16 protein-coding genes are annotated in these 14,015 nt (G+C 74.5%); 5 read left to right on the top strand and 11 right to left on the bottom strand.

Going from position 1 to position 14,015, the window contains the following annotated elements:
• Positions 1-43: 43 nt before the first annotated feature.
• Both ACIQVD_RS04700 and ACIQVD_RS04695 read left to right on the top strand, forming a co-directional pair.
• On the top strand, positions 44-247 hold the full coding sequence (locus ACIQVD_RS04700; protein WP_100836743.1) for a cold-shock protein: 204 nt from the start codon (positions 44-46) through the stop codon (positions 245-247).
• Positions 248-458: 211 nt separating this feature from the next.
• The gene (locus tag ACIQVD_RS04695; protein ID WP_402286035.1) at positions 459-1,457 is read left to right on the top strand and encodes a bile acid:sodium symporter family protein; all 999 of its coding nucleotides are present in this window, start codon (positions 459-461) and stop codon (positions 1,455-1,457) included.
• 207 nt (positions 1,458-1,664) lie between these two features.
• Here ACIQVD_RS04695 and ACIQVD_RS04690 read toward each other — a convergent pair whose 3' ends face one another.
• On the bottom strand, positions 1,665-2,228 hold the full coding sequence (locus ACIQVD_RS04690) for a TetR/AcrR family transcriptional regulator (protein ID WP_402286033.1): 564 nt from the start codon (positions 2,226-2,228) through the stop codon (positions 1,665-1,667).
• On the bottom strand, positions 2,225-2,587 hold the full coding sequence (locus ACIQVD_RS04685) for a DUF1304 domain-containing protein (RefSeq protein ID WP_100836746.1): 363 nt from the start codon (positions 2,585-2,587) through the stop codon (positions 2,225-2,227). The genes ACIQVD_RS04690 and ACIQVD_RS04685 overlap by 4 nt, the downstream gene beginning before the upstream one ends.
• 92 nt (positions 2,588-2,679) lie before the next feature.
• Here ACIQVD_RS04685 and ACIQVD_RS04680 point away from each other — a divergent pair, with 92 nt between their 5' ends.
• The gene (locus ACIQVD_RS04680) at positions 2,680-3,228 is read left to right on the top strand and encodes a DUF1707 domain-containing protein (protein WP_400682423.1); all 549 of its coding nucleotides are present in this window, start codon (positions 2,680-2,682) and stop codon (positions 3,226-3,228) included.
• Between the two features lie 12 nt (positions 3,229-3,240).
• Here ACIQVD_RS04680 and ACIQVD_RS04675 read toward each other — a convergent pair whose 3' ends face one another.
• Together ACIQVD_RS04675 and ACIQVD_RS04670 are read right to left on the bottom strand one after the other, a co-directional pair.
• Positions 3,241-3,456, bottom strand: coding sequence for a hypothetical protein (locus ACIQVD_RS04675; protein WP_402286030.1), 216 nt, complete (start codon positions 3,454-3,456; stop codon positions 3,241-3,243).
• A gap of 127 nt (positions 3,457-3,583) precedes the next feature.
• Positions 3,584-4,921, bottom strand: a complete 1,338-nt coding sequence (locus tag ACIQVD_RS04670) for a dicarboxylate/amino acid:cation symporter (protein ID WP_400682427.1) — start codon at positions 4,919-4,921, stop codon at positions 3,584-3,586.
• Between the two features lie 416 nt (positions 4,922-5,337).
• Between ACIQVD_RS04670 and ACIQVD_RS04665 the strand changes: the two genes are divergently transcribed.
• Both ACIQVD_RS04665 and ACIQVD_RS04660 read left to right on the top strand, forming a co-directional pair.
• A complete protein-coding gene (locus tag ACIQVD_RS04665) occupies positions 5,338-6,537 on the top strand; it encodes an MFS transporter (protein ID WP_402286027.1) in 1,200 nt (399 codons plus the stop codon).
• Between the two features lie 109 nt (positions 6,538-6,646).
• On the top strand, positions 6,647-7,081 hold the full coding sequence (locus ACIQVD_RS04660; RefSeq protein WP_400682430.1) for a GNAT family N-acetyltransferase: 435 nt from the start codon (positions 6,647-6,649) through the stop codon (positions 7,079-7,081).
• Positions 7,082-7,135: 54 nt separating this feature from the next.
• Here ACIQVD_RS04660 and ACIQVD_RS04655 read toward each other — a convergent pair whose 3' ends face one another.
• The 7 genes from ACIQVD_RS04655 to purU form a co-directional block, all read right to left on the bottom strand.
• Entirely contained in the window at positions 7,136-8,146 is a 1,011-nt protein-coding gene (locus ACIQVD_RS04655; protein WP_402286023.1) for a LacI family DNA-binding transcriptional regulator, read from the bottom strand.
• A 5-nt stretch (positions 8,147-8,151) separates the two neighbouring features.
• The gene (locus tag ACIQVD_RS04650; protein WP_400682433.1) at positions 8,152-8,481 is read right to left on the bottom strand and encodes a DUF4229 domain-containing protein; all 330 of its coding nucleotides are present in this window, start codon (positions 8,479-8,481) and stop codon (positions 8,152-8,154) included.
• A gap of 82 nt (positions 8,482-8,563) precedes the next feature.
• Positions 8,564-9,082 (bottom strand): GNAT family N-acetyltransferase, encoded by a 519-nt coding sequence (locus ACIQVD_RS04645; RefSeq protein ID WP_400682435.1) that lies wholly within the window; start codon positions 9,080-9,082, stop codon positions 8,564-8,566.
• 9 nt (positions 9,083-9,091) lie between these two features.
• Positions 9,092-10,429 (bottom strand): MFS transporter, encoded by a 1,338-nt coding sequence (locus ACIQVD_RS04640; protein WP_402286020.1) that lies wholly within the window; start codon positions 10,427-10,429, stop codon positions 9,092-9,094.
• Positions 10,430-10,513: 84 nt separating this feature from the next.
• A complete protein-coding gene (locus ACIQVD_RS04635) occupies positions 10,514-11,782 on the bottom strand; it encodes an MFS transporter (protein ID WP_400682436.1) in 1,269 nt (422 codons plus the stop codon).
• A 463-nt stretch (positions 11,783-12,245) separates the two neighbouring features.
• Positions 12,246-12,713, bottom strand: a complete 468-nt coding sequence (locus ACIQVD_RS04630; RefSeq protein ID WP_400682437.1) for an ATP-binding protein — start codon at positions 12,711-12,713, stop codon at positions 12,246-12,248.
• A 433-nt stretch (positions 12,714-13,146) separates the two neighbouring features.
• Positions 13,147-14,010: a formyltetrahydrofolate deformylase gene (gene purU / locus ACIQVD_RS04625; RefSeq protein WP_400682438.1), complete on the bottom strand. Its 864-nt coding sequence runs from the start codon at positions 14,008-14,010 to the stop codon at positions 13,147-13,149.
• Positions 14,011-14,015 lie beyond the last annotated feature (5 nt).

Here is a 14,015-nt window from a genome sequence, read left to right as displayed (position 1 = left end):
CACAAGGTGTGGTGTCCACAACGTCCCTCGCAAGGAGAACGGTATGGCGACCGGAACCGTCAAGTGGTTCAACGCCGAGAAGGGCTTCGGCTTCATCGCCCAGGAGGGCGGCGGCCCCGACGTCTTCGTCCACTACTCCGCCATCAACGCGAGCGGTTTCCGCTCGCTGGAGGAGAACCAGGCGGTCAACTTCGACGTCACCCAGGGCCCCAAGGGCCCGCAGGCGGAGAACGTCACCCCCGTCTGAGACGGGATCTCCCAATTGATCGCTCACGGCCCCTCGGGTCCGTACGAGTAGTAGTTCCCAAGGAGGCCCGCTGCCGGCGGGCCTCCTGCCTTTTCCCCCTTCCCCCGCATTTCCCCATTCCGCCCGAATTTCTCCCCCGTGCCCGTTTCGGCCCCCCGCCCGGAGCGGACCCGCCCGGAGCCGCCGACCGCCGCCGGGGGATCATCGGTGCATGCACCGCCTCCGATCCGCCCGCCGCGCCCTCGACCGCTCACTCGGCCGGATCGGCATCGACACCTACCTCCTGCTGCTGCTCGGCACCGTCCTGCTGGCCACCCTGCTGCCCGCCCGCGGCGCCGCCGCCACCGCCGTCACCCACGGGGTCTCGCTCGCCGTCGCCCTGCTGTTCTTCCTGTACGGCGCCCGGCTCTCCCCGCAGGAGGCGCTGGCCGGAGCCCGGCACTGGCGGCTGCACCTGCTGATCCTCGGCTGCACCTTCGTGCTGTTCCCGCTGCTCGGCGAGGCCACCCGGCTGCTGCCGGACGCGGTGCTGCCGCCGCAGCTGTTCACCGGCGTGCTCTTCCTCACCCTGCTGCCGTCCACCGTGCAGTCCTCGATCGCGTTCACCTCGGTCGCCGGCGGCAACGTCGCGGCCGCGATCTGCGCCGCCACCTTCTCCAGCCTGCTCGGCATCGTGCTCACCCCGCTGCTGGCCACCTGGCTGCTCACCGGCGGCTCCGGCGTCACCGTGGACGGCGGCCAGGTGCTCGACATCGTCCTGCAACTGCTCGTCCCGTTCGCCCTCGGCCAACTGCTGCGCCGCCGGGTCGGCCCGTGGATCGCCCGGCACCGGCTGGTCACCACGGTGGTGGACCGCGGCTCGATCCTGCTGATCGTCTACAGCGCCTTCAGCGAGGGCGTCCGCGAGGGCATCTGGAACCGGGTCACCGCCGGACAGCTGCTCTGGCTGGCCGCGATCTCCCTGGCCCTCCTCCTCACCGTCCTCGCCTTCACCCGCCTGGCCTCCCGCCGCCTCGGCTTCTCCCGCCCGGACGGCATCACCATCCAGTTCTGCGGCTCCAAGAAGTCCCTGGCCAACGGCCTCCCCCTGGCCACCATCCTGTTCCCGGCCTCCGCGGTCGGGCTGACCGTGCTCCCGCTGATGCTCTTCCACCAGCTCCAGCTCATGGTCTGCACCGTGCTCGCCCAACGCTGGTCCCGCCAGACCTGACGCCGCCCGGCGACGCCGCCACGAGCCGGACCGGACGACACGAACCGGACCGGCAGCGGCATCGGACGCCGCCACCGGCACCCGCTCGCCGTCCCCGCCGAGCCCCAGGACCCGCCCGGGCCGCCGGGCTCCCCATCCCGCCGACCGCCGCCTCCCACCCGCCTCCTCGCCTACTCCGTCCCCACCCGCCGCACGACGACGCCGCCGTCACCCCAGCGGTGTGCGGTGCAGGCCGATCAGCAGCCGCCACACCCGCCCCGCGACGGTGGCCGGGGGTTCGGCGACCAGGCCGTGCAGCCAGTCCGCCAGCACGCCGGTGAAGGTGCCCGCCACCGCGGCGGCGACCAGTGGGGCGTCCGGTGCGCCGGCCAACTCCCGTTCCGTCCGGCTGCGTTCCCGCAGTTCGCGGTGGAGCACCGGGCCGAGCGGGCCGCCGCCGCCCGGGGCCAGCAGTTCCCGGTAGAGGCCGCGGTGGGTGTCCGCCCGGTCGAAGAACTCCACCAGCGCGGACGGCGGGGCCGCCGGGTCCGCGACGCCCCGCCAGGCGTGCAGCGCGTCCACCGCGTCCCGGACCACTCCCGCGCAGGCGTCCACGGCCAGCGCCGACAGGTCGGGGTAGTGCAGGTAGAACGTCGCCCGGCCGACCCCCGCCCGGCGGGCCACCGCCGCCACCGGCAGCTCCGCCAGCGGGCGGTCCGCGCACTCCGCCAGCAGCGCGGCCCGCAGCTTCGCCCTGGTCCGTTCCGCCCGCGGGTCGCCCTGCGCGCTCACCCCGCCACCAGCACCGCGGCCAGCGCCACCGCGCCCGGCAGGGCCTGGGCCAGCAGGATCCGCCGGTTGGCCGTCAGGCCGCCGTACCCGCCCGCCACCACCACGCAGACCAGGAAGAAGACCCGCACCCGGAAGCCGGTCGGGTCGTCCGCCAGCAGGCCCCAGACCAGGCCGGCCGCCAGGAACCCGTTGTACAGGCCCTGGTTGGCCGCCAACGGGGCCGTCCGCCGGGCCAGTTCCGGGTCGAACCCGGACAGCGACCGCCCCGGCGCCCGCTCCCACAGGAACATCTCCAGCACCAGGATGTACCCGTGCAACAGGGCCACCGCCCCCACCAGCACCGCCGCCGCGACCTCCATGGCCACTCCCCTCTCCTGGACAGGTGTCCAGGATATCCGGACACTCGTCCAGGAACCAGCCGTCCCCACCGCACTCCCACTACGCTGCCCGGGTGACCTCCTCCCTCCCGGACCAGCCGCAGACCCGGGTCGCCGCCGCCGACCGCGAGGCCGCCGTCGACCGCCTCCAACTCGCCTACGCCGAGGAGCGGATCACCCAGGAGGAGCTCGACCAGCGGATCCACGCGGCCCTCACCGCCACCGTCCGCGCCGACCTCGACGCCGTCCTGCACGACCTGCCCGCCGAGGCCCCCGGCACCGCCGTCACGCTGAGCGCCATGAACGGCCGCCTCGTCCGCCGCGGCCCCTGGCGGGTGCCCCGCACCCTGACCGTGACCTCCGCCTTCGCCAAGGTCCACCTCGACCTGAGCGCCGCGGTGATCGAGCACCCGGTCGTCGACATCAGGCTCGGCCTCGGCTTCGGCCGCGCCACCATCACCGTCCCGCACGACGCCACCGTCGACCTCGACGGCCTCCAGCACGCCTGGAAGACCGTCCGCTACCGCCCCCCGCGCACCCCCGCCGCCACCCCCGGCCCCACCGTGCGCATCACCGGCACCCCGGGCTTCGGCCGCCTCAAGATCCGCCACGCCCGCCGCTGACGGCGTGGGCACTCAGGAGCCGGACGTGTCCACCCGCAGCCCGAACGGCTCCGGCAGTTCGACCGGCTCCCCGAACGGCAGCGGCCCCACCGCCCGGGTGTACCCGAGCGCGCGCGGAACGGCCGCGACATCCTGGACGCGGTCGCCCGCGTGGTGCTGGATCGCGTACTTCAAGGCCCGTTCCGGATCGGCGACGTCGGACGACCGCTCGCTGGGCGGAGCGCTCATCGACCCCTCCTTCGTCGCCCCCGCGCTACCGACCGCCCCGACCCGCCCAAAGCGGTCTCACTCCAATGGGCGAAGGCCCGCACCCCGAGGGGGTGCGGGCCTTCCGTGTGCGCGGGGCGTTCGCGGGTCAGGCGGCGACGGGCTCGTCGACGGTCCGGGCCGGGACGGTGGCCGGGCGGTCGGCGGCGAGCAGGTCGCCGGTGGGGGTGTTGTAGGCGGCGAGGTCGAGCGTCTTCTCGCGGGCGGAGACCAGGATCGGGACGACGACCTGACCGGCCACGTTGGTGGCGGTGCGCATCATGTCGAGGATCGGGTCGATCGCCAGCAGCAGGCCGACGCCCTCCAGCGGGAGGCCCAGGGTGGAGAGGGTCAGGGTGAGCATCACGATCGCGCCGGTGAGGCCGGCGGTGGCCGCGGAGCCGATCACCGAGACGAAGGCGATCAGCAGGTAGTCCTTGATGCCGAGGTCGATGCCGTACACCTGGGCGACGAAGATCGCGGCGAGCGACGGGTAGATCGCGGCGCAGCCGTCCATCTTGGTGGTGGCGCCGAACGGCACCGCGAAGGAGGCGTACTCGGACGGGACGCCGAGGCGCTCGGTGACCCGGCGGGTGACCGGCAGGGTGCCGACCGAGGAGCGGGAGACGAAGGCCAGCTGGATCGCGGGCCAGGCGCCCTTGAAGAAGTTCAGCGGGTTGAGGCCGCCGACGAAGCGCAGCAGCAGCGAGTAGACGCCGAACAGGACGATCGCGCAGCCGACGTAGACGTCGATGGTGAGGGTGGAGAAGGGCTTGAGCAGGTCCCAGCCGTAGACGGCGACGGACTTGCCGATCAGGCCGAGGGTGCCGAGCGGGGCGAGCCGGATGACCCACCACAGGGCGGTCTGGACGAGTTCGAGGACGGACTCGGAGATCTTGCGGACCGGCTCGGCCTTGTCGCCGAGCTTGAGGACGGCCGCGCCGACGACCACGCCGAGGAAGACGATCTGGAGGACGTTCACCTTCAGGAAGGCGTCGGCGATGTTGGTCGGGATGATGCCGGTCAGGAAGTCGATCCAGGTGCCGCCCTTCTCCACGCCCTTGAGGCCCTGGGTGGAGAGGTTCGCGCCCTTGCCGGGGTCGGTGAGCAGGCCGAGGCCGAGGCCGACGGCGACCGCGATCAGCGAGGTGGCGAGGAACCAGAACAGGGTGCGGGCGGCGAGGCGGGCCGCGTTGGTGACGTTCCGCAGGTTGGCGACCGAGACGATGATCGCGGTGAAGACCAGCGGCGGGACGGCCAGCTTGAGCAGCTGGACGAAGGTCTTGCCGATGGTGTCCAGGGTGGTGGTCAGCCAGCTGACGTCGCCGGCGCGGGCGATCCAGCCGAGCAGCAGGCCGAGGACGAGGCCGCTGACGATCTGGACCCAGAAGGGGGTGCGGCGGAGGCGTCCCAGCAGGGTGGGCTCGGGCGCGGGCGCGGTGGACATGGGTCTGCGACTCCGGGGGGGAAGTGGGGCGGGGTGGGGGGCGGAGGCGGCGGCACGGCGGACGCGGGGGCCGGGCGGGGAGACCCGGTGGCCGACAGCTGAGCTGTCGGACGCGTCAGGAGCGGCGTGCCGCCCGCATACAGCCGCCGCAGCGACAGCGGCGCGGGCCGTCCACGGCACCGGGCAGACGCGGGCAGCGCGGCACGAGCGGGGTGCTCGTCCCGGCCTGGTGCGCGGCGTCTGCGGTGGTCATGACCGGCACATTAGCAACAAACCTTTGAGATGTTCAAAGTACTTGTTTTAGGTCGTTCTCGAACCACCCTTACCTGACAGGCCGTCAGCCCGGCCAGCGGCTTTGACGCTCTTCCGGTTATACGTATAACTTGAGGCGACGCCCCGCCGCCGGAAGGACACCCATGGGCTACGCCGCACTGCTCCGCGCCCCGCACGTCACCCGGCTGCTGCTCGGCACCCTGCTCGGCCGGCTCCCCGCCGGCATGACCGCTCTGGTCATCGCGCTCGCCCTGCGCGAGGCCGGCACCCCGTACAGCCGGATCGGCCTGGCCACCGCCGCGTACGCGATCGCCGCCGCCGTCGGCGGGCCCGTCCTCGGCCGGATCGTCGACCTCACCGGGCAGCCCCGCGTCCTGCTCGCCTCCGCCGTCCTGGCCGGCACCGGCTACGCGCTGCTCGCCCTCGCCCCCGGCTCCGCCCTCGCCGCCCCGCTCGGCGCGGCGGTCGCCGGGCTCTGCATGCCCCCGCTCGAACCCTGCCTGCGCTCGCTCTGGCCGGACGTCGTCGCCCCCGAACAGCTCGACACCGCCTACGCCTTCGACTCCGCCTCCCAGCAGATGCTGTACGTCGCCGGGCCGCTCGCCGTGGCCGGGATCGCCGGCGCCCTCTCCCCCACCGCCGCGCTCTGGACCGCCGCCGTGCTCGGCCTGCTCGGCGCCCTGGTGGTGGCCGGCTCCGCCCCCGCCCGGGCCTGGCAGGCCCCGCCGCGCGAAGCCTCCGCCGGGCTGCTCGGGCCGCTGCGCTCCCCCGGCCTGGTCCTGCTGCTGCTCGGCCTGGCCGGCGCCGGCTGGGCGGTCGGCGCGCAGAACGTGCTGTTCATCGCGTACGCCGAACAGCACCCCGGCGGCCTGCCCGGCGGCGCGGGCACCCTGCTCGCGCTGGCCGCCCTGGCCGGGCTGCTCGGCGCGCTGGCCTACGGCGGCGCCCGCTGGAAGGCCGACACCGCGACCCGCACCTGGGTGCTCGCCCTCGGCATGGCCGCCTGCTACCTGCCGCTGCTGCTCCTGCCCGGCCCGTGGCCGATGGCCGCGCTGGCCTTCGTCTCCGGCCTGGGCCTGGCCCCGCTGCTGGCCGCCGCCTTCGTGCTGGTCGCCGAACTCGCCCCCACCGGCACCGTCACCGAGGCGTTCGCCTGGCTGGTCACCCTGTTCGCCACCGGCAACGCGGCCGGCTACGCGGTCTCCGGCGCCCTGGTCGACACCTCCCTGCACGCCGTCGCCCTGTGCTCCGCGGGCGGCATCACCCTCGGCGGCCTGCTGCTGCTCGCCGCCCGCACCCGGCTGCGCCCCGCCGCTCCGGCCCCCGTCCCCGCCCTGACCTGACCCGGGCCGACCCCGCCCCCGACCCCGACCCCAGCCGCCCCGCCCGCCCCGGCCGGGCCCCCCGCAAACCGCTCGCCCGCGCCGCCCCGGCCCTGCTTGGATGCGCCCCATGACGAGTTTCGACCTGCCCGCCGGCCACAGCCTCTCCACCGACCCCGCCCGCCTCGACCGGGAGGCCGTGCACCGCTGGCTCTCCGAGGACGCCTACTGGGCGCTCGGCCGCCCCCGCGAGAAGCAGGAGCGGGCCATCGAGAACTCGCTCAACTTCGGCCTCTACGAGGACGCTTCGGGCACCCAGGTCGGCTACGCCCGGGTGGTCACCGACCACGCCACCTTCGCCTGGCTGTGCGACGTGTACATCGACCCGCGGGCCCGCGGCAGGGGCCTGGGCACCGCGCTGGCCGCCGCCGTCCGCGACGAGCTCGCCGACCGCGGCCTGCGCCGCCTGATGCTCGCCACCCGGGACGCGCACGAGGTGTACGCCAAGGTCGGCTTCGCGCCGGTGTCGGTGCCGGAGAAGTGGATGATCCTCGGCGAGCAGTAGCCGCCCGGCCCGGCCGCCCTCCCGCCCCCTCGCTCAGGCCGCCGGGCCGCTCGCTCAGGCCGCCGCGGTGGAGCCGCGCACCACCAGCGTGGTCGCCAACGGCTCCACGGGCGGCGGCAGTTCGCCGTCCAGCAGGGCCGTCAGGGCGGCCAGCCCGGCCCGGCCCAGTTGCTCGCCCGGCAGGTCGACCGTGGTCAGCGGCGGGCTGAGCAGCTCCGCCACCGGGATGTTGTCCATGCCGACCACCGACAGGTCGTCCGGGACGCGCAGCCCCAGCTCCGCCGCCGCCCGGTACAGCCCGGACGCCACCACGTCGTCGTCGCAGACCACCGCGCGCGGCCGCCCCGGCCCGTCCAGCAGCTCCCAGGCCGCCCGGGCCGCCTCCCGGCTGCCCTCGTTCAGGCTCACCGCCAGCTCCCGCACCTCCAGGTGCGCCGAGGCCGCCGCGAACGCCGCCTGCCGGACCCGGAAGGTGTACGCCGAGTGCACCGAGCGCAGGTAGCCGATCCGCCGGTGGCCCAGCCCCGCCAGGTGGTCGACCGCCGCCCGCATGCCCGCCGCCAGGTCCAGCTCCAGCGTCGGCCGGCCCGGGTGGGCGGCCGGGTCGGCGTCCAGGAAGACCGCCGCGGTGTCCGCGGGCAGCGGGCCCAGCTGCCCGTCGTCCGGCGAGCACACCAGCAGCCCGTCGAACCGCCCGGCCGCGGCCGCCTCGGCCAGCGTCGCCGCGTCCCAGCCGCTGGAGACCACCACCGCCAGGCCGTGCCGGGCCGCCTCCTCGTGCACGCCGGTCAGCACCCGGCCGAAGAACGGCCCCAGCAGGTTCGGCACCGCCAGCAGCACCATCCCGCTGCGCCCCAGCCGCAGTTGGCGGCCGGCGGCCTGCGGGCGGTAGCCCAGCTCCCGGGCCGCGGCGTGGATGCGCGCGCTGGTCGCCGCCGAGACCCGCTGCCCGGCGCTGCCGGAGAACACCAGCGAGACGGTCGCCTGCGAGACCCCCGCCAGCCGGGCCACGTCCCGGCCGGTCGGGCGCCGCCGCGAGCCCTCGCCGCCCGGGCCGCCCGCCAACGCGGTCAGCCGGCCTGCGCCTGCCCGGACGCGGCCGCCCGGGCCGCGTCGTCCGCCGCGTCCTCCGCGGAGTCCCGCACCGCCGCCCGGGACTTGCGCGCCTCGATCCGCTCCGCGATCTGCGCGGACATCTCGTCGCGCTGCTTGCTCAGCACCACGTAGCTGATCGCCGAGGAGGCGACCGCGGCCAGCACGAACAGCAGCAGCACGCCCATCGCCCCGACCACCGGGATCACCTTGAAGTGGCCCAGGATCAGCGCGACCAGCAGGCAGGCCAGGAAGATGCTCGCCCGCAGGGAGGTGTAGCGGAGCGTGGCGTGGTTCTTGCTGCTCACCGGGTTCGTCCTTCGCTGCCGGGTCGCGCCGCCGAGCGCGCGGGAGTCATGGCCCTCCCAGTGAAGCACGACCTCACACCGCTCAGGTGCGCAGGTCGAGCCACATCGTCACGTCGTCCCGGTCGTCGCCGGGGGCGACCCGGATCGCCCCCGGCACCCGGCCCACCTCGACGTACCCGCCGCGCCCGTAGAACTCCTCCAGCCCGTGCCCGCCGCGCAGGGTCAGCCGCAGCCCGGCCAGGCCCCACGCCCGGGCCACCCGCTCCGCCTCCGCCAGCAGCTGCGCGCCGTAGCCGCGCCCCTGGAACTCCGGGTGCACCATGACCCGCTTCAGCATCCGCCAGTGGTCCATCAGGTCGAAGCGCATGTCCGCGAAGAACAGCACCGCCGCGACCCGGCCGCCCGGCTCGTACCCGACCAGCAGCCGGTCCGCGTCCAGCGCCCCGAACTGCCGCTCCGCGACCGGGCGGACCTGCGCGGCCTCGACCGGGGGCACGAAGCCCACCGCGCCGCCGGCGTTGGAGACCTCCGTCCACAGCGCGGTGATCTCCTCCCGCAGCGCGGGCGTCGGTTCGGGGTCCAGCACGAATCGCAGGCTCATGCGGCCAGCCTAGGCACCCGCGGCGGCGGCCCGGCCGGGGCCCCGCAGCGCGAGGCAGCAGCCGACCGCCACCGCGCACAGGCCGCCCGCCGCGTACCAGGTGACGTCGTAGTCGCCGAAGCTGTCCCGGGCCAGTCCGGCCAGGCCCGCGACGACCGCGGCGCCGACCTGGTGGGCGGCCAGCACCCAGCCGAAGACGATCGGGGCGTCCGCGCCGAAGTGGCGGCGGCAGAGGGCGACGGTGGGCGGGACGGTGGCGACCCAGTCGAGGCCGTAGAAGACCACGAAGGCCAGGATCGGCGGGCGCAGGCTCTGCCCGAACAGGGCGGGCAGGAAGGCCAGCGAGAGCCCGCGCAGCGCGTAGTAGGTGATCAGCAGCCGGGTGGAGTCGAAGCGGTCGGTGAACCAGCCGCTGGCGACCGTCCCGGCGATGTCGAAGACGCCGATCAGGGCGAGCAGCGAGGCGCCGGTGGTGACGGGCATGCCGTGGTCGTGGGCGGCCGGGACGAAGTGGGTGCCGACCAGGCCGACGGTGGTGGCGCCGCAGATCGCGAACGACCCGGCGAGCAGCCAGAACGCCCGGGCGCGGGCGGCCAGCCGCAGCACCCGCAGCGAGCGGGCGACCGCCGAGCCGTCGACGGCCGGGGGCGGCGGGGCGGTCGTCGCGCCGTAGGGCAACTGGCCGACGTCCGAGGGCCGTTCGCGCATCAGCAGCAGCACGGGGACGGCCACCGCGGTGGCGCACAGCGAGACCACCACGACCGCGGTGCGCCAGCCCTGGTGCTCGACGAGCGCGGCGAGCAGCGGCATGAAGACCAGGTTCCCGGCCGCGCCGGCGGCGGTGAGGACGCCGGTGACCAGGCCCTGCCGGGCCTCGAACCAGCGTCCGGAGATGGTGGTGGCGAAGGCCCCGGCCATCGAGCCGCTGCCGAGCCCGACCAGCACGCCCCAGCACAGGACCAGCTGCCAGGGGTGGGTCATCAGCATGGTGAGTCCGGCGCCGGTGGCGATGGTGAGCAGCGCGCAGACCACCACCAGGCGGACGCCGAAGCGGTCCATCAGGGCGGCGGCGAACGGCGCGGTGAGGCCGTAGAGGGCGAGGTTGACGGAGACCGCGCTGGAGATGGTGGCGCGGGACCAGCCGAACTCGTCGTGCAGGGCGTCCATCATCAGGCTGGGCGTGGAGCGGAAACCGGCCGAGCCGATCAGCACGACCAGCGAGACGGCGACCACGATCCAGCCGTAGTGGACGCGGGGGGTGCGGCGGGACGGTTCGGGGCCCGCGGCGGGGGCGGGGCCCGCGTCCGGTTCGGGGGCCGGGCCGGTGCTGAGTTCCAGTTCCTTCACCCGTCCGAGTCTCCCGGTCCGGCCCCGCCGCGACGACGGGTCCGGCTGCCACGAATGCCCGAATTCCTGACAGCCGGGGGCGGTTCAGTGCCCGCCGGCCACCGCCCCGCCGTCGGGGACCCGGCGCAGGTTGCGGATCGGCGGGCTGAGCAGCAGCGTCGAGGCGACGGCCAGGGTGACGACGCCGCCGATCAGGTACACCCGGGTCGCGCCGAGGGCGTTGACGGCCGGGCCGGCCAGCGCGGAGCCGAGCGGGAACATGCAGACGGAGCCCGCCACCTCGTACGCGTGGATCCGGTTGAGCACCTCTCCGGGGACCTGGGTCTGCACGCTGGTGGCCCACATGACGCCCCAGAAGCTGATGCCGATGCCGGAGACCAGCTGGGCGGTGCCGAGCAGCGGCCAGGGCAGGCCGGCCGCGAACGCGAACTGCTGGGCGGCGAAGGCGAACAGCGCGACCGCGCCGGCCGCGAGCGGGCGGACCGGCTTGACCCGGATCGCCAGCAGGCCGCCGATCACGGTGCCCGCGCCGAACATGCCGTTGATCAGGCCGTAGACGGTGCCGCCCTCGCGCTCGATGATCTGGCCGGCCACCACCGGGCCGAGCGGGCCCCAGGAGAGCACGGTGAAGACCATCCAGATCAGGATGACGCCCCACATCCAGCTGCGGGACCAGAACTCGTGCCAGCCGCCCACCAGGTTGCGCCACAGGCTGTCGCCGGGCGGCGGGGCCGGGACGGGGCCCAGCCGCAGGGCGAGCAGGCAGGAGGCGCTGACCGCGTACATCACGGCGGCGATCACCATCACCCAGCCGGTGGAGGCGGCGGCCAGCAGGCCGGCCAGCGGCGGGCCGACCAGGGTGGTGAGCGCCTCGGAGATCCGCAGCACGCCGTTGGCGCCCTGCACGTCGGTGGAGACCAGCGGGACGGTGGAGGCGGCGCCGGGCTGGAACATCGCGGCGGCGGTGCCGGCCAGCGCGAGCAGCAGGTAGAGCTGCCAGAGCTGGTCGAAGCCGCGGAAGAAGAGCACCGCGAGCAGGATCCGGGTGGTGAGGTTGAGCAGGTCGGCGAAGATCATCAGCCGCCGGGCGGTGAACCGGTCGGCGAGCACCCCGCCGAACAGCACCAGTCCGGCGAACGGGCCGAGCAGGAAGGCCATCGCGAAGCCGACCGTGGAGGTCGAGTGGTGGGCGGCGATCAGGCCGGCCGAGACGGCGACCGGGAGCATCGCGTCGCTGAGCAGTCCGGCCGAGCGGGCGGTGAAGTAGAGGCGGAAGTTGCCCGACCAGATGGCGGGCGGTCTCGCTGCGCTGACCTGCGGGGTGGGAGCGGTGTGCAGTTCGGGTGCGGTCACATCCCACAGTTTTGGTGTAGACCACTGCCGGTTTCCAGCGATTTCCGGTCACGATGCGGCGTCTGCGCGCCGCGTGACCGTACGACGGCCCGCCGTGCGCACCCCGAGCACGGCACGGCGGTCCGCCGTCCGGTCGGCGTCCGGGCCCTGAAGCCGTGACGCCCGGGCGGCCCGATCTCGCCGAGGTTCCGGACGGGGACGGCCAACGACCCCCTGAGTGTCGGCACCGCCCGGTCTCCCTCGGCGTCCCCTCGCAACGGGCGCCGCACCCAAGAGTGATCAGTCGGATACGTCACGTCAATGGGTTGTCCGAAATTCAGACGGGATCGTCCGGGGCGCGGGCCGCGCGCGACCGGCGCGCGGGGGCCGTCCCGGCGGGCGCCCGGCGCACTGCGGCACCGCGCGCCACGGCACCGCGCACCGTCTGACCGCCCTGCCCGATCGCCCCGCCCCGCCGCCCGGTTCAGCGCGCCGAGGCCACCGGGGCGGCCGGCTGGACGGCCAGCGGGCAGCCCGCCGCGTCCGGGCCGCCGATCTCGCACCACACCCGCTTCCCGGAGCCGTCCGGGTACCAGCCCCAGCGCTCGCAGAGCAGTTCGACCAGCTCCAGGCCGCGCCCGTTGGTGGCCTCCTGGTCGGGCCCGGCGTGCCGCGGCGCGGGGGCGGTGCGGCTGGCGTCGGCGACCTCCACCCGGACGGTGGCCGGCCCGGCGGCCGGGCCGGCCGGCAGCAGCAGCCTGAGCACCGCCGGGCGGCCGGTGTGCACCACCGCGTTGGTGACCAGCTCGGAGACCACCAGCACCAGGGTCTCGGCCACCGGGGAGTCCTGGTCGATCCCGCCCGCCCGCAGCCGGTCGCGGACCCACCGCCGGGCCCGCGACACCTCCGCCGGGTCCGCCTGGACCGCCAGCTGTACCTGGAGTACCTGCACCGTTCCACCACCCGCACTAGGTATTCGGCCCGCTTGATCCCGCCGCTCCGGTCGGCCGCTCGGAGCGGAGGTCACCGACCAGGACTGCCCATGGCATCGACACGAATACGCCCCAGAATGATTCCGCGACCGGGTCGCAGCAAGAGCTTCGGGCATATTCCAGCGTTCGGGGGACGGCTCGGTGCATACTGTCCCGCTCACCCTGCCGGGCTTCGCACGACCGGACGGCGGCACCGCCCGCACGGGCATGCCCGACCGTACCGCCGACGGCGCTCCGACACGGGGGGCGCCACGTGCGAACCACCCTTCCTACAAATGTCCAACGGCACTCGAACGCCGCCGGACGCGCGGGAGCTGACCGCGGCGGACGGGAGTGGACGGGAGCGAGCAGGAGCGGACGGGGAGCCGATCGGGCGTCAGGCGCGGCCCGCGGTCAGGCGAACACCACCGTGCGGGTGCCGTTCAGCAGCACCCGGCGCTCGCTGTGCCACTTCACGGCGCGGGCCAGCGCCTGGCACTCGACGTCCCGGCCGAGCGCCACCAGCTGCTCGGGGGTGACGTCGTGGGTGACCCGGGCGACCTCCTGCTCGATGATCGGGCCCTCGTCCAGGTCGGCGGTGACGTAGTGCGCGGTCGCGCCGATCAGCTTCACGCCCCGGGCGTGCGCCTGGTGGTAGGGCTTGGCGCCCTTGAAGCTCGGCAGGAAGGAGTGGTGGATGTTGATGACCCGTCCGGACAGCGCCTTGCACAGGTCGTCCGAGAGCACCTGCATGTAGCGGGCCAGCACCACCAGGTCGACCCGCTCCTCGTCGACCAGGTCGAGCAGCCGCTGCTCGGCCGCCGCCTTGGTGTCCCCGGTCACCGGGATGTGGTGGAAGGGGATGCCGTAGGACTCGGTCAGCTCGCGGAAGTCGGTGTGGTTGGAGACCACGCCGGCGATCTCCACCGGCAGCGCGCCGATCCGGGTGCGGAACAGCAGGTCGTTCAGGCAGTGCCCGAACTTGGAGACCATCAGCAGCACCCGCATCCGCTCGGCGGAGGCGTGGATCTGCCACTCCATCCGGAACGAGGCGCCGATCGCCGCGAAGCTCGCCCGGAGCTTCTCCGCGGTCACCGGCTGCTCGGCGGAGAAGTGCACCCGCATGAAGAACAGGCCGGTGCCCGCGTCGCCGAACTGCTGGCTGTCGATGATGTTGCAACCCGTCATGAACAGGTAGCTGGAGACCGCGTGCACGATGCCCTGCTTGTCGGGACAGGACAGCGTCAGGACGTACTGGGAGCGGGCGGTCTCTTCCATCGTGC

It is taken from the genome of Kitasatospora sp. NPDC090308 (assembly GCF_044769485.1).
Lineage (GTDB): Bacteria > Actinomycetota > Actinomycetes > Streptomycetales > Streptomycetaceae > Kitasatospora > Kitasatospora fiedleri.
Note: the sequence above shows the minus strand (reverse complement) of the source record. Positions and strands in the feature narration are given on the sequence as shown.

What these genes read in the sequence shown, in the direction of transcription:
- ACIQVD_RS04685 (WP_100836746.1), bottom strand. Translation starts at nt 2,587, where the DNA reads ATGGAGGTCGCGGCGGCGGTGCTGGTGGGGGCGGTGGCCCTGTTGCAC.
- ACIQVD_RS04665 (WP_402286027.1), top strand. Translation starts at nt 5,338, where the DNA reads ATGGGCTACGCCGCACTGCTCCGCGCCCCGCACGTCACCCGGCTGCTG.
- ACIQVD_RS04675 (WP_402286030.1), bottom strand. Translation starts at nt 3,456, where the DNA reads ATGAGCGCTCCGCCCAGCGAGCGGTCGTCCGACGTCGCCGATCCGGAA.
- ACIQVD_RS04700 (WP_100836743.1), top strand. Translation starts at nt 44, where the DNA reads ATGGCGACCGGAACCGTCAAGTGGTTCAACGCCGAGAAGGGCTTCGGC.
- ACIQVD_RS04660 (WP_400682430.1), top strand. Translation starts at nt 6,647, where the DNA reads ATGACGAGTTTCGACCTGCCCGCCGGCCACAGCCTCTCCACCGACCCC.
- purU (WP_400682438.1), bottom strand. Translation starts at nt 14,010, where the DNA reads ATGGAAGAGACCGCCCGCTCCCAGTACGTCCTGACGCTGTCCTGTCCC.
- ACIQVD_RS04645 (WP_400682435.1), bottom strand. Translation starts at nt 9,082, where the DNA reads ATGAGCCTGCGATTCGTGCTGGACCCCGAACCGACGCCCGCGCTGCGG.
- ACIQVD_RS04695 (WP_402286035.1), top strand. Translation starts at nt 459, where the DNA reads ATGCACCGCCTCCGATCCGCCCGCCGCGCCCTCGACCGCTCACTCGGC.
- ACIQVD_RS04670 (WP_400682427.1), bottom strand. Translation starts at nt 4,921, where the DNA reads ATGTCCACCGCGCCCGCGCCCGAGCCCACCCTGCTGGGACGCCTCCGC.